At 64.1% G+C, this 23643-nt stretch carries 9 protein-coding genes; 3 read left to right on the top strand and 6 right to left on the bottom strand.

All coding sequences use genetic code 11. The features are described 5' to 3' along the window. Window positions 1-109: 109 nt before the first annotated feature. From ACYG9Y_RS06540 to ACYG9Y_RS06515, 6 genes are all read right to left on the bottom strand, one after another. Window positions 110-2326, bottom strand: a complete 2217-nt coding sequence (locus tag ACYG9Y_RS06540) for a dipeptide ABC transporter ATP-binding protein (RefSeq protein ID WP_023668190.1) — start codon at window positions 2324-2326, stop codon at window positions 110-112. A 47-nt stretch (window positions 2327-2373) separates the two neighbouring features. Then, a complete protein-coding gene (locus tag ACYG9Y_RS06535) occupies window positions 2374-3531 on the bottom strand; it encodes an ABC transporter permease (protein ID WP_023690814.1) in 1158 nt (385 codons plus the stop codon). Window positions 3532-3544: 13 nt separating this feature from the next. Next, window positions 3545-4579 carry an ABC transporter permease gene (locus ACYG9Y_RS06530; protein ID WP_023668188.1) on the bottom strand — a complete coding sequence of 345 codons (1035 nt, stop codon included), beginning with the start codon at window positions 4577-4579 and terminating at the stop codon, window positions 3545-3547. 223 nt (window positions 4580-4802) lie between these two features. Further along, window positions 4803-6455 carry an ABC transporter substrate-binding protein gene (locus ACYG9Y_RS06525; protein ID WP_023668187.1) on the bottom strand — a complete coding sequence of 551 codons (1653 nt, stop codon included), beginning with the start codon at window positions 6453-6455 and terminating at the stop codon, window positions 4803-4805. A gap of 252 nt (window positions 6456-6707) precedes the next feature. After that, window positions 6708-12755, bottom strand: coding sequence for a translocation/assembly module TamB domain-containing protein (locus ACYG9Y_RS06520; RefSeq protein WP_023739906.1), 6048 nt, complete (start codon window positions 12753-12755; stop codon window positions 6708-6710). Between the two features lie 2 nt (window positions 12756-12757). Continuing rightward, entirely contained in the window at window positions 12758-14686 is a 1929-nt protein-coding gene (locus ACYG9Y_RS06515; RefSeq protein ID WP_023739907.1) for an autotransporter assembly complex protein TamA, read from the bottom strand. A gap of 277 nt (window positions 14687-14963) precedes the next feature. Here ACYG9Y_RS06515 and ACYG9Y_RS06510 point away from each other — a divergent pair, with 277 nt between their 5' ends. The 3 genes from ACYG9Y_RS06510 (at window position 14964) to ACYG9Y_RS06500 (ending at window position 23468) form a co-directional block, all read left to right on the top strand. Further along, complete coding sequence (locus tag ACYG9Y_RS06510; protein ID WP_352608489.1) at window positions 14964-20450, top strand: alpha-2-macroglobulin family protein; 5487 nt, start codon at window positions 14964-14966, stop codon at window positions 20448-20450. A gap of 83 nt (window positions 20451-20533) precedes the next feature. Beyond that, a complete protein-coding gene (gene pbpC / locus ACYG9Y_RS06505) occupies window positions 20534-22639 on the top strand; it encodes a penicillin-binding protein 1C (RefSeq protein WP_031245218.1) in 2106 nt (701 codons plus the stop codon). 145 nt (window positions 22640-22784) lie between these two features. Next, on the top strand, window positions 22785-23468 hold the full coding sequence (locus tag ACYG9Y_RS06500; protein ID WP_023739909.1) for a M15 family metallopeptidase: 684 nt from the start codon (window positions 22785-22787) through the stop codon (window positions 23466-23468). Window positions 23469-23643 lie beyond the last annotated feature (175 nt).

Raw genomic sequence — 23643 nt, 5'->3', positions numbered from 1 at the left:
ATCACATAAAGCAATGGACAGCAATATTCAAGCGAACGTAGCTGTCGTTCCTTGAGCTATGGCGACGCTGCGGCAATGCGCCAACGAGCGGCATTGCCTCTATGGCTGGTCAGCTCGGCTTCTTGCCATGCGGGCGCTTCGGCGGTTCGCCGGCGAAACCGGGGCCGATCCCATCCGGTGCGTCTTCCGGCACGCCCTCGTGCGCTGCGTGTTCCCTGTCGAACTTGATCACCGGCTCCATCGTCGCCAGCACATCGTCCGACAGCCAGCACAGGCTCATATGGCCATCGCCGAGATGCTTCACCGGCGGCACCTTGGTCTCGCACAGATTGTCCGGCACCAGCCTCTTGTAGCCGCAGCGCGTCTGGAACGGGCAGCCGCTCGGCGGGTTCATCGCCGACGGGATATCGCCTTCGAGCACGATGTGCCGTTTGACCACGCTGGTGTCGGCGATCGGGATCGCCGACAGAAGCGCCTCTGTGTAGGGGTGGTAGGGCGGCGCGAAGATCTGGTCGGTCGTACCCTGCTCGACGATGTAGCCGAGATACATGACGACGACCCGGTCGGCGATGTAGCGCACGACGGACAGATCGTGACTGATGAACAGCATCGTCGTCTTGTTCTTGCGCTGGATGTCCATCAGCAGCTCGGTCACCGCCGCCTGCACCGAGACGTCGAGTGCCGACACCGGCTCGTCGGCCACCACCACCTTGGCATCGCCGGCAAAGGCGCGCGCCACGCCGATGCGCTGCTTCTGGCCGCCTGAGAGCTGACGCGGCTTGCGCGTCTCGAAGGCCCGCGGCAGCTTCACCAGGTCGAGCAGCTCCAGCATGCGCTTGCGCCGCTCGGCGACATTGTTGCCGACTTTGAATTTTTCCAGCGTGCGGATGATCTGCGAGCCGACGGAGTGGCTGGGATTGAGCGTATCGAACGGGTTCTGGAACACCATCTGGATCGACGACACCGTTTCGACGCTGCGCTTCTCGATGCCGGTCGACTGGATCTCCTTGTTGCCCAGCGTCACTGTGCCGGCACTTGCCGTCTCCAGCCCGAGCAGGACCTTGGCCAGTGTCGACTTTCCGCAGCCGGACTCGCCGACGATGGCGACGGTCTCGGATTCGCGGGCCATAAACGAGATCGTCTCATTGGCCTTGACGACGCGGCCTTCGCTGGAGCCGAACACTTCGCTGCCGCCGACCTTGTAGTATTTTCTCAAATCCTCGATCTTGAGCACCGGCGCGCCGGGCACGACCTTCTCATTGACCTTCTTGGCGCCGGGAGGCAGCGCTTCCCAGTCGATCTCGTTGAAGCGCACGCAGCGCGAGAAATGCCCTTCGTGACCGGCGACCTCGATCATCGGGATTTCGGCGGCATTGCAGACGCCCTCAACGAAATGGTGGCAGCGCGGCCCGAAATTGCAGCCCTTGGGCCGCTCATGCGGCAGCGGCAACTGGCCGGGGATAGAGATCAGCGGCCGCGAATTCTTGTCGGCGCCCGGCAGCGGAATCGAGCGGAACAGCCCTTGCGTATAGGGGTGACGCATCCGGTCGAACACGTCCTTGATCTTGCCGGTCTCGACCGCTTCGCCCGAATACATCACCGTGATGCGGTCGCAGGTCTCGAGGATGAGGCCCAGATTGTGCGACACGAAGATCATCGACGTGCCGAACTTCTCGCCCAGCCCCTTGACCAGTTCGACGATGCCGGCCTCCACCGTCACGTCGAGCGCCGTCGTCGGTTCGTCGAGCAGAAGCAGCGCCGGCTTCGACAGCAGCGCCATGGCAATGACGATGCGCTGCTGCTGGCCGCCGGACAGCTGGTGCGGATAGGAACGCATCATGCGTTCGGGATCGGGCAATCTCACCGAGCGCACCATTTCGAGCGCCCTTTTGTAAGCCTCTTCCTTCGACACCTTGTCGTGGATCAGCGGCACTTCCATCAATTGCTGGCCGACCTTCATCGCCGGATTGAGGCTCGCCATCGGCTCCTGGTAGATCATGGCGATCTTGTTGCCGCGGATGGAGCGCAACTCCTCGTCGGACAGCTCGCCCATGTCCTTGCCCTGGAACTTGATCTTGCCGCCGACGATCTTTCCGATGTTGGAGAGGTCGCGCATGATGCCGAGCGACACGGTCGACTTGCCGCAGCCGGACTCGCCGACGATGCCCATGGCTTCGCCCGGCATCACCGTGCAGGAAAAGTCCATGACGGCGGGGATCTCGCCCTTGCGGGTGAAGAAGGAGATCGACAGGTTCTCGATCTCGATGATCGGCGCAGCGCTTGGCCCAAGGGTCGGGTTGCCGGGATTTCGAACTGCCTCATTCATGGGTCGCTCCAATCCTATTTTCATGCTCGCGGGCCGAAACCCGCAGATCAGTCTTTCATCGATTGTTCGCGCAGCGAGTCGGCAAGCAGGTTCAAGCCCAGCACGAACGACATCAGCGCGATGGTCGGCGGCAGCGCCGGGTGGATGAAGGAGCGCAGCAGGCGGCTGGCGTCCTTGATCGCGGTGCCCCAGTCCGGGCTCTCCGGCGCCAGGCCCAGCCCGAAATAGCCGAGCGTGCCGAGCAGGATCGTGGTGTAGCCGATGCGCAGGCAGGCATCGACGATCAGCGGCCCGCGCGCATTGGGCAGGATCTCCCACAGCATGATGTACCAAGGCGATTCACCGCGCGTCTGCGCCGCCGCCACATAGTCGCGCGTCTTGATGTCCATCACCAGGCCGCGCACGATGCGGAACACGCCGGGGCTTGAAGCAAACACCACCGCCACGAAGATATTGAGCTGGTTGGGGTCGATGTGGATGATCTTGAACGGATCGGCATCGAAGACCAGGCCGGCATAGACCCAGCCGCCGATGATCAGCGTCAGCCCGAGCAATATATAGAGGCGGTCCGGCCGGTTCTTGTAGCGCGTCCAGAACAGTACGGAAAAGAATATGATCGGGAACAGGAAGAACAACCCGGCCATGGCGTAGGGGATGGGCGTATCCATGATGCCGGGCGTCACCAGCAGGTAGAACAGCAGGATCACCGGGAAGGCCAGCACCAGATTGGCTAGGAACGACAGCACGGTGTCGATCCGGCCGCCATAGTAACCGGCGGGCAGACCGAGCGTGATGCCGACCATCAGCGCGAAACCGGTCGCCGCCGGTGCGATGATCAGCACGATCTGGCTGCCATAGACCATGCGCGAAAAGACATCGCGGGCGAGCTTGTCGCCGCCGAAATAGTAGATGAGTTTCGATACCGGCTCGAGCGCGCCCGGCAGCGCATCCTTCATGATCGGGACCTGGGCGAGCGGATCGAAGGGCGCGACGGTCGACGCGAAGATTGCCGTGAACAGCCAGAACAGGCAGATGCCGACACCGACTATGCCGACGCCGCTGTCGAACAACTGGCCGTAGAGGCCGAGCCTTTTCTTGTAGGTGAAGCTCACCCCCATCACCAGGGCAAGCCCTAACCAGACTGGCCAGAAACGCCCAATCACGCCGAGCACGACATTGAAGGCACCGATATATTCGACCTGCATCTGCCCCAGCCCCCTATTGAACTCTGATACGCGGATTGAGGAACGCGTAGCCGACATCCGAAATGAGCTGCGTGATCAGCACGATGAACACCGAGACCAGTGAACAGCCAAGCAGCAGATCGATGTCGTTGTTGCCGGCGGCCTCGACCAGCGTGTAGCCAAAGCCCTGGTAGCGGAACATCACCTCGACGATGACGACGCCGGTAAGCAGCCAGGGAAATTGCAGCATGATGACGGTGAACGGCGCAATCAGCGCATTGCGCAGCGCGTGCTTGACGACGACGCTGCCGAAGGAAAGCCCTTTCAGCCGGGCGGTGCGGATATATTGCTGCGTCATCACCTCGACCATCGAGGCGCGTGTCATGCGGGCGATGTAGCCGATGCCGTAGATCGCCAGCGTCATCACCGGCAGGGTGAAATTGTAGAAGGTGATGCCCTGGCTTGCCGAGGCGGCCGAACCGTTCAGCCAGCCGAGCCAGGAGGCGAAGATGACGGTGAAGATGACGCCGGACACATATTCGGGCGTCGCGGTCGACGCGATCGATGCGACGGACAGCGTTCGGTCCGTTCGCGAGCCCTCGCGCATGCCGGCCAGGATGCCAATCAGCAGCGAAATTGGCACCATCACCAACAGCACACAGAGCATCAGGATACCGGTGGCGGCGAGTGCGGGGAAGAGCTTTGACGCAACGGAGGTTTTGAACTTGGTCGAGCAGCCGAAATCACCTTCCAGGATGCCGGAGAATTTCGGCTCCAGCGGATCGTTGCAGAAGGAGAAACGCTGCGTCGGCTTGCCGGTCGCCGGATCGGTCACCGGTTGCTTCGGGACGACGCCCAGCCATTGCCCGTAGCGCACGAAGAAGTTCTGCCGGTAGCCATGGTTGACCAGCCAGCTTTCGAGCTGTTCGGCCGATGTGTGCATTTCGGTCTGGCTGATCGCCAGCTTCTTCAAATTAGGCTCGAGGTTGATCAGGAAGAAGACGATCATCGTCAGGCACAGCATCGTCAATGCCATGGTGCCGAGACGCCGGATTACGAAAGAAAGCATGGCGGTCCCCTGCCGGTCTGGTTGGGGTTGGAGCCAGTTCGAAAAACCAGCTTTGCCGTTGCCGGCAGAGTTGGCCGTCAAATCGGCACTCGGATGCAATCAACCCAGTTTTATTGAACGGTCTTTCAGGAGAGTCCGCAACTTTTTGCTGCGGCGGCTTCCGGTTCTGGGCCATGCGAGGCGTGACGGGAAGGAGCGAAGCGCCCCTTCCCTGACGTTCCAATCACGCCTGGTCGAGCCAGACCTTGCCGTAGTCGCGCTCGAAGGTCGGATGCATCTTGTAATTCTGCACCGCCTTGACCGAGTGGCTGTAGAGCTTGCGCCAGTATGGCTGGATCATGATGCCGGAATCCTGCAGGATCTGCTCGATGTCCTTCATCATTTCCTTGCGCTTGGCCGCATCGGCGACAGCCAATGCTGCATTGAGCTTGGCATCCCATTCGGGGTTGGAATAGGCCGACTCGTTCCACGCCTCGCCAGTGCGATAGCCGATCGCCAGAACCTGAACGCCGAGCGGGCGCATGTTCCAGTTGGTCATCGACAGCGGGTACTTGGTCCAGTCGTTCCAGAACGTCGAGCCCGGCAGCACCGTGCGCTTTACCTTGAGGCCGGCGTCGCGCATCTGCGCGGCGATGGCGTCGCCGGTATTCTTGTGCCAGTCTTCGTCGACCGTGATCAGCTCATGCTCGAAGTCGGCCTGGCCGGCTTCCGCCATCAGCGCCTTGGCCTTGGCCGGATCGCGAGCGACTTTGGGCAGCTCGTAATATTCCGGGTGGATTTGGCAGACATGGTGGTTTTCAGCCACCGTGCCGGCATTTCCGTAGCCAAGCTGCAGAACGACATTGTTGTCGACCGCCAACTGCAGCGCGTTGCGCACCTTCTGATCGCCGTAAGGCTTGTTGTTGATGTTGGTGCGGCACACGATGGTCGAGGCGGTGACGATTTCGGACTTGACCAGGTCCAGTCCGTCGAGGATCGACACATAGTCGGCCGAGGTCTCGAAATTGGTATGGACTTCGCCCGCCTCGAAGGCACTGACCATGGCTGCCGGATCGGTGCCGTAGTCGACGAATTCGATGCCGTCGAGGAACACCTCGCCGTCCCACCACTTGTTGTCCTCGCGGCGCTTGTAGACCACCTTCTGGCCGACATCGTAGGAGACGAGCTCGAACGGACCGGTACCGATCGGGCAGGCTTTGAAGTCGCCGCCCTTCTCGTCGAAGCTCTTGTGGACGATGAGACCGGGATAATCGCACATGTTCGGAATGAGCGCGATGTCGGCCTTGCCGAGCTTCAGCTTGACGGTGTGGTCGTCAACCTTGGTCACGGCGCTTTCGTCGAGTTTGTCGTCCTTGACCAGCGTGCCGAGACGGCCAGGCATCGAATTGCCCTCGGCCTTCTTGTCGGCCCAGCGCTTGAGATTGAAGATGACGTCATCGGCGGTGAAGGCATCGCCATTCGACCAGGTCACACCCTTGCGCACATGCAGCGTGTACTCGGTGGCGTCGTCGTTGACCTCCCAGCTCTCCAGAAGGTACGGGCGGAACGTGTATTCGCTGGTGTACTTGACCAGCGGCTCAAGCGCCTGACGCTCGGCATTGGCGATTTCCGACCAGTCGGCCTTGCGCGGATCCTTGGGATCCTTGACCCATTGCGCGACTTTAAGGATGCCGCCCTTCTTGCCCTGCACCTCTTCGGCCCTGGCTTGGGTCGGCACGGCTACGCCGAGCATGCCGTAGGCCATCGCAGTCGACGCGCCGAACACGCTCGCCATGGCGAGGAACTCGCGGCGATCGACTTTGCCTGCCTTGGCTTCTTCGGCCATGGCCAGGATGTGATCGGGAACGCGATCGCCATTACTCTTGTAATTTGTCATACCTTAACTCCCATTGTTGGCTTTCCGCCTTTTAACATTCCGCATCCCTGCCGTGATGTCAAAGACGGCATGGCTACGGAACCTGTTAGGGAATGTGCAACTTTGAAAAGGGAGCGGTTCGCGTGATAACGACAGACTTGGCGCAAAAGTGCTAGCGCGCCCAGATTCCGCCGGAATCTGCTTAGGCGAGTAATTGATACATTTGGGCGGGTTGAGACAGCGCCAGTTCCGGTGGCGGTAAGGGCCAGGAACTCAATATTCCTTTTCGTAGAATATGCCGCCCTTGGCCTCGCCGCCATCGTTGGCCTCGCCGCGCAGCTTGACGCCGCGTCCCACATTGAGGTCGATCGTCGCCTTGCCCGATCCTGGCCTGTCGCCTTTCTGGATCGTCACATAGGTGCGGTCATTGAGGTACTTGCCCGCCGACACGGCGGTGCCGCCCTGGTCATCGGTGGTCACATCCAGGTCATCGACGCCGATTGCACTGCGCAGGTTTTCGAGCAGCGAGGTCGAGCCGCCGACGCCGGCCAGTTGGCCGGCGGCCTCGGCCAACTGCGCGATCTGAAGCGGCGACAGGTTCGACATAGAGCGGCCGAAAATCAGCTGCGCCAGCACCTCGTCCTCGGGCAGCGCCGGCACCGATGAGAAGTCGAATTTCGGATTGGTCGCTTCGCCCGAGACGACGATGGTGACGGTGGCGCTGGTCGTGGTCGATGTCGCGGTCAAGTTGAGGTAGGGCACCAGCGAGCCCGAAAAGCCGACCGTGCCTTCGGTAAAGGTCAGCCGCTTGCCGAGGATCGACAGCCGCCCACGCTGCAAGGTGAAGGTGCCGACCGCCTGCGGCGAAGCCGCCGGGCCGGTCAGCCTCAGCGAACCGCCGAACTCGGCATCGACACCCCTGCCCTGGATGAAGATCTGGTTCGGCGCATTGACCGTGACGTCGAGGACAAGCCCACTGCCGCCACCCCCGCTGGCCGCCGCCGGTCGCAAGGCCTTGTCCTGCGCCCGCACGGAGGCGGGCGCGTTCTTGTGCTTGACACCGAGCGCCGCCAGCGAGCCCGGCAGCTTATCGGGAACGGTGATGACGGTCTTGGCCAGGTTGACGGTGCCCGAAATCACCGGCGCCGAGGTGAGCGGCCCCTTGATGGTCAGGTCGCCGCCGAGATTGGCTGTCACCACCCTGCCGTCGGTATAGCGGCCGTCAACCAGCTTGATAGACAAATCGGCTGGGAAACCTTGCGCCGGATTGATGCCGAGTGTGCCGGAGGCCGACAGGCTGCCGCGTGTCGACAGCGTGCCGGTCAGCCGGTTGATCCGGGCAACGCCGTTGCCGATCGAAATGTCGGCGGCAATGTCGTTGACGGCAAGGCCGGAGCGCGCGTCGACCAGGCGGGCGCCCGACGTGCTGACCGTGCCGCCGATCACCGGCGACGCCGCCGGGCCGCGCATCTGGATATTGACGTTGGCGGTGCCGCTGAGCGACAGGCCTTGCGCCGCAAGCTTGGCGGCCAGGAAGGAAAATGGCACCTTGCCGTTGAAGTCGAGCACCAGCGCTGGTGTGCCGGCCGTCGTTACCGTACCGCCGCCCTTGAGGCCAAGCCCGGCGCCGTCGCTGATGTCGGCGTTGAAGGTGAGCTTCTTGCCGGCGAATGTTCCCGACGAAGAGATATTCATGCCGCTAAGACCGGCGCTGCGCGTCTGCGAGGTCTGCACCCCACCAGCATCGATATCGAAAGCGACAGTCGGATTGCCCGGCGCGCCGGTTACCTTGACTGTTCCCGAAATCGAACCGGCGGCCTGGAGGCCCGGCGAAAAACTGTTGGCGAGTGAGGCCGGCACCTTCGACAGCGCGGCGCTGATGTCGAGTGCCTGCCCGACCTTGCCGGTCACCGTCGCCGTGCCGCCACCGAGATTGAGCACCAGCTTGTCCAGCGTCGTGGTGCCGTTCGCGATGCTGACGGTCGAGGCCTGGGCGATGGCCGCCTTGATGCCCTGCACCGTGGCCTGGCCGGAAGCGAGTTCGATGGTGGTGGTGCCGCCAGCCACCTTTACCCTGCCCGCAGCCTTCGCCGGAATGCCCTTGACGGTGGCGCCGCCGGAAAACCCGGTCCAGTCGCCGTCGCGCTTCAAATCGACATCGATGCCGCTGATGGCGGTGCCGCCGGAAATGACGCTGTCGGCGCGAATTTTGCCCGAGATGACCGGCGCGGCGAGATAGTTGGCGACCAGCGCATCGATCGACACCGTCTTCGCCTGCAGATCGCCGCGCGTGATCGAAGCGGTCGCAGCCTTGACGGCGACGTTCGGGCCATCCGCGGTCTTTGAGAAGGCGATGGTGCCGCGCACGTCGCCTTCGGCCTTTTCCAGCGCCAGCGCCGCCAGCGGCCCGATATCCGGCAGGTCGAGCGCGATGGTGCCGACCGGCACGAAAGCCTCGTCGAGGGCGAGGTCGCCGGAAATCCTGTTCTTGCCGAGTGACAACAGCAGGCCGTTGATGGCGCTCTTGCCGTCGGCCGTGGCCAGCACCGCGCTGCCTTGAAGCGCCTGCCCCGCGACATTGCCGGTCAGTTGCACATTGGCTGCCGGGTTCGCGGCATCGGCCTTGCCGGTCGCAATCAGCTTAAGTCCGGTGATTTCGCGTTCCGCCACCAGCAGGCGGTCGCTGTTGACCGTCAGCGACAGGTCCGGCGCCAGGCTGGGCCCCTGCGCGTTGAGTGCAAAGCTGATCGCGCCTTTGGCATCTTTCGACAACAGCGAGATGTCGGCCAGTGCACCCTTGATATCTGCGCTAAGCTTGTTGTCGGCGAGGCTGGCCTGACCGTCCGCGGTCAGTGCGCCCGACGCCAGCGTGACCGGATTGGCGCTGACATTGCCATTGGCATCCCGCTTCAGCGTGGCGCTGAGCTGCGTGCGCTCTGCCAGCACGCTGCGCGCCGCCGCCGGCAACGCCGCCGACAGCACGTCGGCGTTGAGGTTGAGGTCGATTGCTCCATCGGCAAAGCCGACACGGCCATTGAAGGCACTGCCCAGCGCATCGCCCTGCACCGAGCCGCTGTCGATGGTGATCGCATCGGCCGCCAGGCTGCCCGCGACCTTGGCGGTGACTTTGCCGGCGATCAGCGGTGCGATGGTCGGATTGTCCAGACCGATCTTGTCCGCCGTCATCGTGCCCGAGATCGGACCGGTGCGGCTTCTCACATCGAACGCGTCGGAATGCAGCGCCAGCGAGATGCCCTCGACCTTGGTGAAATTCGTCGCCACCGACGGCAACACCGCCGAGATATCGAGCTTGGCTTGCGCAGCCTGCCCCGCCGCCTTCACAGACAGCGCCTGCAGTTCGAGCTTGATCGGGCCTTCCACGCTCCCGAACGCCAGCGGCAGGCTCGGACCGGAAGAGGTCAGGTCGAGCGCGAAATCGCTGGCGCCGTTCGGGTTGAGGGTGCCGGCCGCCTTGCCGGAGATTTTCTCACCCGAAAGCGTCGCCTGGTCGAGCACGACGCCGCCGGCCGCGGAATAGCTGCCGGCCGCATCGACATCGAGCGGCCCGAGCCCGGCCTGACGGGTCTGGCTGGTCTCGGCGCCGGCCAGCTTTGCATCGAAGTGGATATCGGGATTTGCCGATGGCCCGGCGATTTGCGCCGTGCCGTCGAGCGTGCCCCCGGCATCGAGGCCGGGTGAAAAGCCATTGGCAAGCGCAGCCGGCAGCGCCGAGAAGGTCGCCGCCAGATCGAGCGTCCGGCCCGCCGTGCCCGACAGCGTCACCGAGCCGCCGCCGAGATCGACTACCAGCTTTTGAATGTTGGTTATGCCATCGGCAATGGTCAGGCTCGACGGCTCGGCGATCGCCACCTTGATGCCGCGCACCGTCGCCTCGCCGGACGCGATCTCGACGCTGGTCGCGCCGCCGGCAATCTTCGCCCGCCCGGCAGCTGTCGCCGGAATGCCTGATATGGTTGCGCCGCCGGTGAAATTCGTCCAGTCGCCGTCACGCTTGAGGTCGACGCCGATGCCACTGACGACGGTCGTTCCCGAGGTCACGCTCTCGGCCTTGATCGTGCCGGAGATCGCAGGGCTGTTGAGATAGTTGGCGATCAGTGCGCTGACGGTGACTGCCTTGGCTGCCACATCACCGCGCGCGATCGACACGCTGGCTGCATTGATGGTGACGGTGGGCGCCTCGCCGTCTTTGGAGAACACCACGGTGCCGCCGATATCGCCGGCCACCGTCTGCCCGGCCAGCGACGCCAGCGGCGCGATGTCGGGGGCGGAGATCGTCAGCGTCCCCAGCGGCAGGAATTTTTCATCGAGCGCGAGGTCGCCCGACACCTTGTTGTCGCCCAGCGCTACGCTGAGCCCCTTGATGGAGCGCTTGCCGTCGCTCGTCACCAGCGCCGCCTTGATGGCGAGCGGCTGTTCGTCGACCGCGCCGGTCAGCGAGACATCTGCGGCCGGGCTCACAATGCCGGCCTTGCCCGATGCGGTCAGCTTGATGTCCTTGACGGTGCGGCCGGAGGCCGTCAGGCTGGCACTGTCGGCCGAAACCGAGAAATCCGGTGCGTTGCGCGCGCCGCTTGCCGTCAGCGCGAAATCGACCCCGCCGGCGATCGGCACGCCGACCAGCGAAGACAGCACCGAGACGTCGCCGAGCTTGCCCTTGATGTCGGCCTGGATATCGCTGCCTTGCGCGCTGGCGGTGCCGCTGGCGCTCAGCGAACCGGAAGTGAGTTCGATCGAGTTGGCGGCGAAAGAGCCCTGCGGATCGCGCGTCGCGGTCGCCGAGAATTTGACCCGTTCGCCGAGCAGCGAACTGATCTGCGGCGGCAGCGCCGTCGACACAGCATCGGCATTCATCTTGAGCGTCATGGCGAGGTCGGCCAGCGCCACCTTGGCCGTCAGCCCGGCATTGAGCGCATCGCTGCGCAGCGTACCCTCATCGAGCGATATCTCATCCTTGCTGATCGAGCCGGAAAGAGAGGCCGTCAGCTTGCCGGTGACCAGCGGGGCCAGTGTCGCCACGTCGGTCTTCAGCCCGGCCGCCGCCAGCGACACGCTGACCGGGCCGCTGCGGTTCTCGATGTCGAAACCGTCGGAATGGATCCGCGCATCAAGATTGTTCACCTGAGAACCGCCCGCAACCACCGAGACGAGCGAAGCGCCGGCGTCAATCATCGGCGCCTTGCCGTCACCGAAGGCGCGCGCGGTCACATTGTTGATGGCCACCATGATCGGCTGCGCCGGGGTACCGACATTGACCGTGACCGGCTTGGCTTTGGCCACGAGTTCGACCGAAAGGTCGCTGGCGCCCTTGGGGTCGACCATGCCGGCAGCGGTACCATGAACTGCGTCGCTCTCGATCGCAGCGCGCTCGATGTCGACGCCGCCGGTCGCGGTCGCGGTGCCGGCTAGGTCGAAGCTGGTCTTGCCGGCAAACAGCGACTTGAACCGTTCCGGCAGGAAGCCTTCGAACGAACCGTCGCCCTTGGCCTCGATCCGGTTGCCCTTGTCGGTGAGCTGGTGCCGGCCGGTGAGCTGGGTAACGATCTGACCGTCGACCATGAAGGTGCCGATGCCGCTCCAGTTGGCCAGCGGCCCGGTGCCCGAGACGACGATGTTGACCGGCGGCGCGCCGGGTAGCTTGAGCAGGTTGGCGATGATGCCGCCGGCCGGCTCGGAAGCCTTGAGATCGAGGTCGAGCTTGTTTTCATCCGGCGCGAAGTGGATGTTGGCGTCGACATTGCCTTGCTTGCCGTCATGGCGGGTAACGTTGAGCACCGTCTGGATCGCCAGCGGCGACGCATCGACCTTGGCCGATCCCTTGGCCGCAAGTTCGGCAATGCCGCTGCCGGCAAGTTGCTGGCCGAGCGCGATCTCCGGCAAATCGATCGCTCTGATATCAAGCGAAACCGGCAGGCCGGTCGACCCGCTCTTGCTCGGCTCGGTGCTCGCCATAGGCAGCCGTGCCAGTTCTATCCGTTCGGCCGCTATGCGGTCGGCGCTGAAATTCTTCGACAACAGCGCCAGCGGCGACCAGTCGACGGCCACCTTGCGGGCCACCAGCCAGGCGCCCTCGCGGTCTTCCAGCACGACATGGTCGACCGTCAGCGCGCCGGACCAGATACCGTTAATGCCGCTGACCGTGACTTTGCTGTCCCCTGACGAGGCCATGTCAGAGATGATGCCGGCGAGATTTTCGCGGCCGCGCTCGGTCTTGGTCAGCACGACCAACGCGCCGATGCCCGCCGCCGCCACGATCAGCAGCGTGTAGAAAAACAGGCGAAGGATGCGTTTCAAAATCTTCATCGTCAGAACGCCTGTCCGATCCCGGCATAGATGCCGAAACGCGGGTCGCCACGGTCGCGGTTGAGCGGCACGGCGGCGTCGATGCGCAGCGGCCCGAACGGCGTGATGTAGCGCAGGCCAACGCCCGCGCCGACCTTCACGTCTGAAAAGTCCGGCGTCGCTGTGGTCGAGACAGTGCCGGCGTCGACGAACGGCACGATGCCGATCGTGTCGGTCAGAGCAATGCGCATTTCGACCGATGTTTCGAAGAAGGAAAGCCCGCCGATCGGCTGATTGTCGATGTCCTTCGGTCCGATGCCCTGATAGGCATAGCCCCGCACCGAGCCGCCACCGCCGGAATAGAAGCGCCTGTCGGCTGGAACGTTCTGAAGGCCGGTGCCGACGATCGAACCCAGCGCGACGCGTTCGGCAAGCACGAATTTCGAGGCCGTGTCGAGCGACTGATAGGCCGACCCCTCGCCCCTGAGCTTGAGGAAGGCGGCGCCGCTCAGAATGTCGTAACTCGGTTCGGCATAGGCCAGAACCCTGAAGCCGCTGGTCGGGTTGAGCCGGTTGTCCCTGTTGTCGTAGACATATTGCAGCGGAATGCTGGCGATCAGGTATTTGTGCTTGCCGAAAGCGTCGGTGATCCTGGAGTAGTCGAGCGCGATTTCAGCCGAAACCGTCTGCTTCTTGTCGATCTCATAGGACAGGCCGGTGCTGCCCTTGACCGAAAAATGGTCGTAGGCGTCGGGATGTTCGAGTACGGTCTTGACGCTGGCGATGAATTTCGAGGCCGGCCCGACCACCCCCGGCTTCTCGAACATGATGCCGGCATTGTAGTTGAGCTCGCTGAGATCGTTGCTGCCGATGCCGCTGATCTTGCCCTCGATGCGCAGCTTTTCGGCCCGGCCGAACAGATTTCGGTGGCCCCAATAGCCTTCCAGGCCTAGCCCTTCGGTGTTGGAGAAAGTGCCGCCGACGCCGAAATAGCGTGGTTTGCGCTCGCTGACCTGAACGCCGATCGGAATGTTGCCGTCGGGGTCAAGACTGTCGGCTTCCTTCAGCGTCACGCTGTTGAACACTTCGAGCCTCAGCAGCCGGTCGCGGGCATCGTCGATCTCGTCAGGCGAATATTGCCGGCCGCGTTTCAGCCCGGTCATATATTCGGTGAACTCGCGATCGACCTTCTCGGTGCCATCGACGGTGGTGTCGCCGTAACCGGCAACCGGCCCGGCGGCCACCGTCAGCGTCACGTCGAGCGTCGAGGTGGTGTGCTCGGCCACGACCTGCCTGTCGGTGATCCGGGCCAGCGGCCGGCCCTCCTGCTTCAGCGCCCGCACGATCAGCGCCTCGGCCTTGAGCACGGCGCCCGAGCCGGCATCGCCGCCGGCTATCAGCCCGAAATCGGCGCTCGCCAGCCCGGCGGCATCGCCCTCCAGCCTGATATTGCCAAGTGTGAATTTGGGCCCGCTCGAAATGCTGATCACCACCGGCACCGGCTGCGGAGCTGTAAATTCGGCATCGGGCGGCAAATCGTCGAGCACCTTGCCCTGGATGGTGATGGTGACGACGCCTTCATAACGGGCGTCGGCATAAAGCGCGGCGACCAGCTGTTCGCGGTCGCTACGCGCCTTTGCCAAAAGGCCGAGCGAGCCGGAAACCGGGCGGTCCTCGTCGGATTTCAGCGACGAGGCGTTTTCGAGCTTCTTGATCAGGTCCTTGTCGGCATCGGGCGCTTCGATGGTCACCGCATAGCGCAGCGGGTCGACGATATCGGCGTCTTCGTCATTCGAAGAGCCCCACAATTTGATGCCGAAGAGCTCGAAGGCGACCGCCGACCCCGATTCGGCAACGAGCACGGTCGAGCACGCCAACGCCACAATCAGCGCGCGCGAAAGCGTGCGCCGTGGCGCACTTACCTTCCACATCTGCGCTTCATACGCCGGCATCAGGACAACCTAGGTTACAAAACTAAAATTGGAATGAAGTTTTGAAGCGCTCGTAAAGGGGCCACAATCCAATTGTCTGAAATAGGCAGGGCTTGGAATTCACACCTTCTGCGTTTTCGCAAGAAAGCGTGATCCCTTTCCCGTGGATGAACTATCGGCATACCGGTCATTGGCCGGTTTGGGAACCGTTGGCGGGCGGAAACCTGCCCGTCCTCGTGTTGACAAGCTTGACTGAAGCTTGAACATGCCGCGGACGTAGCAGTGTCTGGAGGGTGTTATGGCGATGCGCGCGGCGGCTCGTGGTCTGTCGATCTTGATTCTTCTCATTTTCGGCTGGGGGTCTGTAGCGCAAGCGGCCGAAGCCCGCCGGGTGGTGACCTCAAACAATTCCGACTATTTCGGCTTCGATCTCAGATCGGACCAGAATGTCAGCCTCGATCAGTGCAAGACGACATGCCTCGGCGATCCCGCCTGCCGCGCCTTTACTTACAACAACAAGGCCAAATGGTGCTTCCTAAAATCCGACTATAACCAGTTGAAACCCTTCAGCGGCGCGGTCGCGGGCAAGGTCGTCAATGTCGATGGCGACCCCGATATCGGCGCCCCGCCGGAACTCGCCTTCTTCCCCAACTGGATGGCCGACCAGGCCCAGCAATACCGCAACAAGCTGACCGATCCGGCCTATGACAAGCCGACCGACGGGCTGGAATCACTCCGCGCCGCCGCCGAACAGGCTGCACTGACCGGCGACCATGGCCAGGCCATGAACAAATACGAGGCCGCGGTCTCGGTCCTGCCTGACGACGGCCAGCTTTGGCTCGGTCTGGCGCGTGAAACGCTTGCCATACAGCCGGCCAGCGGCACCTCCGAATCCTACAATCTGCCGGTCAAAGGCACCTCCGCCGCCATCAACGCCTACAAGTTGCTGCGTACCACCAAGACCCGCGCCGAAGTGCTGGCGCTGCTCGGCAACGGCCTCGACCGCCGCGATCTCTACCGTCCGGCCCTGCAGGCTTATGAAGCCAGCCTCGCGCTGGTCAGTTCGCCGGCGGTCAAGGCCGAATATGAGGATCTCAAGGCCCGCAAGGGCTTCCGCGTCATCGATCACTCGATCGACGCCGACACCAGCGCGCCGCGCATTTGCGCGCAGTTTTCCGAGGAGCTGGTCAAGACCGGCGTCGACTACGCCCAGTTCGTCACCGTCGACAACCAGCCGCCCAAGGGCGTCGAGGCCAAGGACAAGCAGATCTGCGTCGAAGGCCTGGAGCACGGCCAACATTACGAAGTGACCTTCCGCGCCGGTCTGCCGGCCGCCATTGGCGAGGTCACCGCCGCTCCGGTCGTGCTGTCGATCTATGTGCAGGACCGTGCGCCGTCCGCCCGCTTCACCGGCGACAGCTTCGTGCTGCCCGCCGGCGCCCGCCGTGGCATCCCCATCGTCACCGTCAACATGAACACCGCGCAGATGAAGCTCTACCGTATCGGCGATCGTTCGCTGGCGCAGCTTCTGTCCGGCTATCAGTTCCTGAAGCAGCTCGACGGCTATGATATCTCCAGCATTTCCGACCAGATGGGTGAGCCGGTCTGGCAGGGGCAGCTCGATATCGCCAACGACCTCAACAAGGACGTCACGACTTCGTTCCCGGTCGACGAAGCCTTGCCGCAGCGCAAGCCCGGCGTCTACGTGCTGACCGCGCAAGCGGTAAATGAAAATGACGAGGACAATTACAATTCGCTTGCCACGCAGTGGTTCGTCGTCTCCGACATCGGCCTGTCGACCTATACCGGCCAGGATGGCCTCAATGTCTTTGCCCGCTCGCTCGGAACCGCCAAGCCGATCGCCGGCGCCGAACTGACGCTGCTGGCCAGGAACAATGAAATCCTCGGCACAGCCACGTCCGACGCCGAAGGCCACGCTGTCTTCAACCCCGGCCTGACGCGCGGCGACGGCGGCATGGTGCCGGCCGTTCTGATGGCCAAGCAGGGCGACAACGATTTCGTCTTCCTCGACATGGGCCGCGCCGGCTTCGATCTTTCCGATCGTGGTGTCTCCGGACGTGCCGCACCGGGTGCGCTCGATGTCTATGCCTGGACCGAACGCGGCATCTACCGCGCCGGCGAGGATGTGCATGTCGCAGCCCTTGCCCGCGACGGCGCCTCCAAAGCGGTGGAAAACCTGCCGCTGACCTTCATCTTCACCCGTCCCGACGGCGTCGAGAACCGCCGCATCGTTGCCGATGGCGTCTCGGCCGGCGGCTATGCCGTCGACCTGCCGCTCGAAGCCAACGCCATGCGCGGCACCTGGACGGTGTCGATCTATACCGATCCCAAGCAGGCGGCCGTTTCCAGCCAGATGTTCCTGGTCGAAGACTTCGTGCCGGATCGCATCGAGTTCGACATGAAGTCCGACAAGCAGGAGATCGCACAGGGCGAAACCGCCAACATCGACATTGACGGCCGCTTCCTCTATGGCGCGCCGGCCGCCGGCCTCGCACTCGAAGGCGAGCTGACGCTTTCGACGGCGCGCGACTGGGACCGTTTCGCCGGCTATTCGTTCGGCCTTGCCGACGAGCAGTCGGCCGAGCCTTCGGTCACCCCGTTCACCGGTCTGCCGGTGGTCGGCGACGACGGCAAGGCGACCTTCCCGGTCACGGTCGACCAATTGCCCGCGACCACCAAGCTGGTCGACGCCAAGGTCACGGTTCGCATGCGTGAAACCGGCGGCCGCGCCATCGAACGCTCGCTCAACATCGGCATCCGCCCGCAAGGCCACATGATCGGCATTCGTCCGGATTTCGCCGACAATGAGGTGCCGCAGGGCGGCACCGCCAAGTTCAGCCTCATCGCGGTCGACCCCGACGGCAAGCGCGAGACGCTGAAGGGCGCGCAGTGGTCGCTGGTCAAGGTCGAACGCAATTACCAGTGGTATCGCAACAACAACTCGTGGAACTACGAACCGGTCACCTTCACCAAGTCGATCGCCAACGGCCAGGTCGATCTCAGCGCCGATGCCGAGGGGACCGTGACGATGCCGGTCGACTGGGGCCAGTACCGGCTCGAGATCGAGACTGCCGATCCCGAAGGCCCGGCGACCAGCTATGAGTTCGACGCCGGCTGGTATGTCTCCTCGACCTCCACCGAAACGCCTGACGGGCTCGAGATCGCTCTCGACAAGGACAGCTATGCCGCCGGCGACGTGGCCAAGCTGAAAGTGTCGCCGCATTTTGCCGGCGAACTGCTGGTTACCATCGGCGCCGACAAGCTGCTCAAGACCGTCACGGCAACCGTGCCGGCCGGCGGCAGCACGGTCGACATCCCGGTCGGTGACAACTGGGGCGCCGGCGCCTACATCACCGCAACCCTGTTCCGGCCCGGCGATGCGCAGGAAACCCGCATGCCGGCGCGCGCCATCGGCGTAAAATGGCTGACGGTCGACCCAGGTTCGAAAAAGCTCGCCGTCACCCTGACGCCGCCGGACAAGACGATGCCGCGCCAGCAGCTGTCGATCCCGGTTTCGGTCGCCGGCGTAGCACCGGGCAGCAATGCCTATGTCACGGTCGCTGCCGTCGATGTCGGCATTTTGAACCTCACCAACTACAAGGCGCCGGATCCGGAGGGCTGGTATTTCGGCCAGCGCATGCTCGGGCTTGAAGTCCGCGACATCTATGGCCGTCTCATCGACGGCTCGCTCGGCACCAGCGGCAAGCTCAGGACCGGCGGCGACGGCGCCTCGATGCAGCCGCAAGGCAGTCCGCCGACCGAAAAGCTGGTCGCCTTCTTCTCCGGCCCGGTCCAGCTCGACGCCGACGGCAAGGCGAGGATCGACTTCGACATCCCGCAGTTCAACGGCACCGTGCGCGTCATGGCCGTCGCCTGGACCAAGGAGGCCGTCGGCCATGCCACGACCGATGTCATCGTGCGCGATCCGGTGGTGATCACTGCCGGCCTGCCCCGCTTCCTGGCGCCTGGAGATGCAGCTATCATGCGGCTCGACGTCGCCGACACCGACGGTCCGGAGGGCGACTATGCCCTGTCGATCGCCACGACCGGCGACCTCTCGACCGGCGACAAGCCCTTGCCCGAAAAGCTGACGCTGGCCAAGGGCAAGCGCCAGACGCTGACCGTGCCGCTGATTGCACAGACGGCGGGCAATGCCTCGATCACCATCAAGCTCGCCCATGGCGACGGCACCGCCGTCGAGCAGACGCTGTATGTTCCGGTGCGTCCGGCGCAATTGCCGGTCACCACCCGTCTGGTCGTCGACCTCAAGGGCAATGGCGGCTCGCTGCGCGTCGACAAGGAGCTGCTCGCGGCAAGCCTGCTCGACGGCGCCTCGATCAGTGTCGGCGTTTCGCAGGCTGCCGCCTTCGACGTGCCGTCGCTGCTGATGACGCTCGACCGCTACCCCTATGGTTGCGCCGAGCAGACCACCAGCCGCGCCATGCCGCTTCTCTACGTCAACGATCTGGCGTCCGGCGTTGGCATGCAAAGCGATCCCGAACTGCACGGCCGCGTGCAGGCCGCCATCTACAAGGTGCTGAGCTACCAGGCTTCGGCCGGCAGCTTCGGCCTGTGGGGTCCGGGCTCCGGCGATCTGTGGCTTGACTCTTACGTCACCGACTTCCTGACCCGGGCGCGCGAGCAGAACTACGACGTGCCGGCGCTGGCGATGAGCCAGGCGCTGAGCAATCTGCAAAACTCGGTCGGTTACGACCAGGACGTCCAGGATCGCGGCAGCGAAATCGCCTACGCGCTCTATGTTCTGGCCCGCAACAAGAAGGCCTCGGTCGGCGATCTGCGCTACTACGCCGACACCAAGCTCGAAGCCTTCTCGAGCCCGATGGCCGTCGCCCAGTTGGCGGCGAGCCTAGCGCTCTACGGCGACGCGCAGCGTTCGGAAGCAACCTTCCAGACGGCGCTGCAGCTGGCCAAGTCGACCACCGAATACGACTACTACCGGTCCGACTATGGCTCGCGGCTGCGTGATGGCGCCGCGATCCTGGCGCTCGCCGCCGAATCGAAGCCGGTGCCGACCATCGTGCCGGAGCTGATCCGGCTGGTGGCAAGGGAACGCGCCGATGCCCGCTGGACCAGCACGCAGGACGAGTCCTGGATGCTTCTGGCGGCCCGCGCGCTGAAGTCGGGCAACGACTCTATCACGCTGTCGGTCAACGGCGCGCCGCATGCAGGTGGATATTCCAACCACCTCAGCGGCACCGACATTGCCGACAGCCCGCTGACCATCGCCAACACCGGCGCCACGCCGCTGCAGGCGGTCGTCACCACGGTCGCCTCGCCGGTAGAGCCCTTGCCGGCCGGCGGCGACGGCTTCACCATCGACCGCACCTACTACAAGCTCGATGGCACCGAAGCCAACGTCACCGAGGCGACGCAGAACGAACGCTACGTGGTCGTGCTCAAGGTTTACGAGCAGAACCGCTGGCCTTCGCGCCTGCTGATCACCGACCTGTTGCCGGCCGGCTTCGAGATCGACAATCCGGGCCTTGTTTCCAGCGCCCAGCTGTCGAACTTCACCTGGCTGGCGCAAACCGACGCCGCCCATCTCGAATTCCGCGACGACCGTTTCGTCGCGGCATTCAATCCCAATGATGGCGATGGCGACCGTAACATCATGCTGGCCTATGTCGTGCGTGCGGTGACGCCGGGCACCTACGCCCATCCGGCGGCCACGGTGGAGGACATGTACCGGCCGCAATATTCGGCCCGCACCGCCACCGGCATGATGGAGATCAAGGCGCCGTAAGGCGCCTTGACGAAGATGAACACGCCGATGTCCGCGACCATCTCCTTCTCCCCGCTATGCGGAGAGAAGGAGCCGGCAGGCGGATGAAGGGCACCACCATGCTCTCCAGAAAATTTCTCCGTCGAACAGGCATCGCCGCCGCCTCCCTCGTCGGCCTTGCGGCGATCGCTGCCGCTTCTCTCTGGGAACTTGACCGCGCTTTTCCGCCGCCGCTGCCCGGAAGGCTCACCGTCTCCACCGAGGTCCAGGACCGCGACGGCCAGCTGTTGCGCGCCTTCGCCACGCCGGACGGTTACTGGCGGCTCGACACTCATCTCGACCAGGTCGACAAGCAGTTCGTCGACATGCTGGTCACCTATGAAGACAAGCGCTTTTGGGACCATGATGGCGTCGATGTGCTGGCGCTGGCGCGCGCCGCCGGCCAGTTCGCCACCAGCGGCCATATCGTCTCCGGCGGCTCGACCCTGTCGATGCAGCTTGCCCGGCTGATCGAGCCACGCGAAAACCGCAGCCTCGGCTCGAAGATCAAGCAGATGCTGCGCGCCATCCAGATCGAGCGGCGCCTGTCCAAGCAGGAGATCCTCGAACGCTACCTGACCTTGGCGCCCTATGGCGGCAATCTCGAAGGCGTGCGTGCCGCCTCGCTCGCCTATTTCGGCAAAGAGCCGAAGCGGCTGACCGTCTCGGAAGCAGCCCTGCTCGTCGCCTTGCCGCAATTGCCGGAAAAGCGCCGTCCCGACCGCAATCTCACCATCGCTCATGCCGCCCGCGACCGCGTGCTGACCCGCATGGTATCAGCTGGCCTGCTCGGCGAGCGCGAAGCCGCGCGCGCCGCACTAGACGATGTCTCGGGCCTGCGCCGCAAATTGCCGGCGCTGGCGCCACACGCCGCCTACGCCATGCTGCCCAAGGCCGTCCCCGGCAAGCCGCTGCAGCTGACGATCCGCAAAAGCGTCCAGCAAGGACTGGAGCAGGTGGCGCGCGATGCCGCGATCAAACTTGGGCCGCGCCTCTCCGTCGCCATGGTGATGGCCGATGCCCGCACCGGTGACATCCTCGGCGAAGTCGGCTCTGCCGATTTCTTCGACGCCAGCCGTTCCGGCTGGATCGACATGACCAGGATCGTGCGGTCGCCCGGCTCTACGCTTAAGCCGTTCATCTATGGCCTCGCCTTCGAGCAGGGGCTGGTGGCGCAGGAAATGCTGATCGAGGACAGACCGGTCGATTTCGGCGGCTACCGGCCGAAGAATTTCGACATGGGCTATCAGGGGGATGTCTCGATCCGCCAGGCGCTGCAGCTATCGCTCAACGTGCCGGCAATCCGCGTGCTCGACTCTGTCGGCCCGGCACGGCTGATGGCGCGCTTCCGCCAGGCCGGCGTCAGCCCGGTGCTACCGGTCAACGAGGCGCCGGGCCTCGCCATCGGCCTCGGAGGCGTCGGCGTAACGCTGCGCGATCTCGTCCAGCTCTATACCGGCCTCGCCAATGGCGGCAAGGCAAACACGCTGCATGACGGCACCGAGCCGGCCAATGCCGAGCGCACCACCGCCACCATCCTCGACGCCCAGGCGAACTGGCAGATCACCGACATATTGTCGGGCGTGAAGCCGCCCGAGGGCGCCTTGCAGCGCGGCATCGCCTACAAGACCGGCACGTCCTACGGCTACCGCGACGCCTGGTCGGTCGGCTTCGACGGCCGCTACGTGCTGGGTGTGTGGGTCGGCCGCGCCGATGCCGGTGCGGTGCCCGGCCTGTCCGGCTATGTCTCGGCCGCCCCCATCCTGTTCGAGGGCTTCGTCCGTTCAGGCCTCACCGCCGTCCCGTTGCCCAGCCAGCCGGCCGGCGTCGTCAAGGCCAGGCGCGAAGACCTGCCGGTGACATTGGCGCGCTTCGGCGCCGGCGCCGACGGACTGGTGCAGGCAGGCCCGACGGAACCGGCGCCAATGATCATTTTCCCGCCCAACGGCGCCCGCGTCGATCTCGCCACCAATTCCGCCGAGGCCTCGCCGCTGGTGCTGAAACTGCAAGGCGGCCGCGCGCCGTTCCGCTGGCTGGCCAATGGCAAGCCGCTCGTCGGCATCGACCGCCGCCGCACCGCGACCTGGCTGCCCGACGGCGCCGGCTATTCGACGCTCACCGTCATCGACGCCGTAGGACGCGCGGCAAGCGTGAAGGTGTTCGTTGAATAGATGGCGCCAAGCGATTCAGGGGATTGGGCTTCTTCGCCCGAGACCCGGCGCGAGGCACCCCCCTCTGGCCTGCCGGCCAATGGCCGGCAGGCCAGAGGGGGGTGTGCCGAAGCGCTTGCATCGAGGATTGGCCTTAGCCCTATCCATGTTCGTTTCGACTTGCTCCCCCGCCTCCGCCGATCCCCTGCCCGCCGGCTTTGTCCGCCTGGCCGATGTCGATCCCTCGATCCGCCAGGACATCCGCTATGCCGGCCTGGAAAATTTCCTGCATCGCAAGGCCGATGGCTACGACGCCCCAATCTGCATCCTCACGAAGCAAGCTGCGCAAGCGCTGTCCGGTGTCCAGAAAGCGCTCGCCGCCGATGGCCTGACGCTGGTCGTCTTCGACTGCTACCGCCCGGCCCGCGCCGTTGCCGACATGGGCAAATGGACCAGAGAGGGCGGCCCGCCCGATCCGCAATGGTACCCTCAGGTGCAGCGCGGCGACCTCATCGCCAAGGGCTATATCGGCGAATTGTCCACCCATTCGCGCGGCTCGACCGTCGATATCGCCATCGCCCGCAGCGACGGCAAGAACAAGTCATCCGCCGCTTGCGGCGCGGCCGGCGCCGGCACGCTCGATTTCGGCACCAGCTTCGACTGTTTCGACCCGGCAAGCGAAACCGCACATCGCCCATTGGCGGCAGAAGCGGCGGCAAACCGCAAAAGGCTGCTCGACGCCATGCGCGCCGGCGGCTTCAAGAATTATGCGCGAGAGTGGTGGCACTACACGCTTCGGGATGAGCCGTTTCCAAAGCTGCGCTTCGATTTTCCTATCACTGCGGGCTGAACCGCCCGGTGCTACACCGAGCCTTCCCTCGCTCGGCCTTGCTTCTGCGGTGTCAGCTCCTAGATAGCGTCAAACCGGCCGGATTTGGGTTAGACCAATATGAGGAAAATATTTCCTTCCGAAACCTAATATCGGCGAAAATTTCCTTCGAGTGGACAAAAAAGGCAACGTTGAA

This window comes from Mesorhizobium sp. W050 (assembly GCF_054719535.1).
The sequence above is the reverse complement of the archived record's forward strand: the minus strand, read 5'-3'. Positions and strand labels throughout refer to the sequence as shown.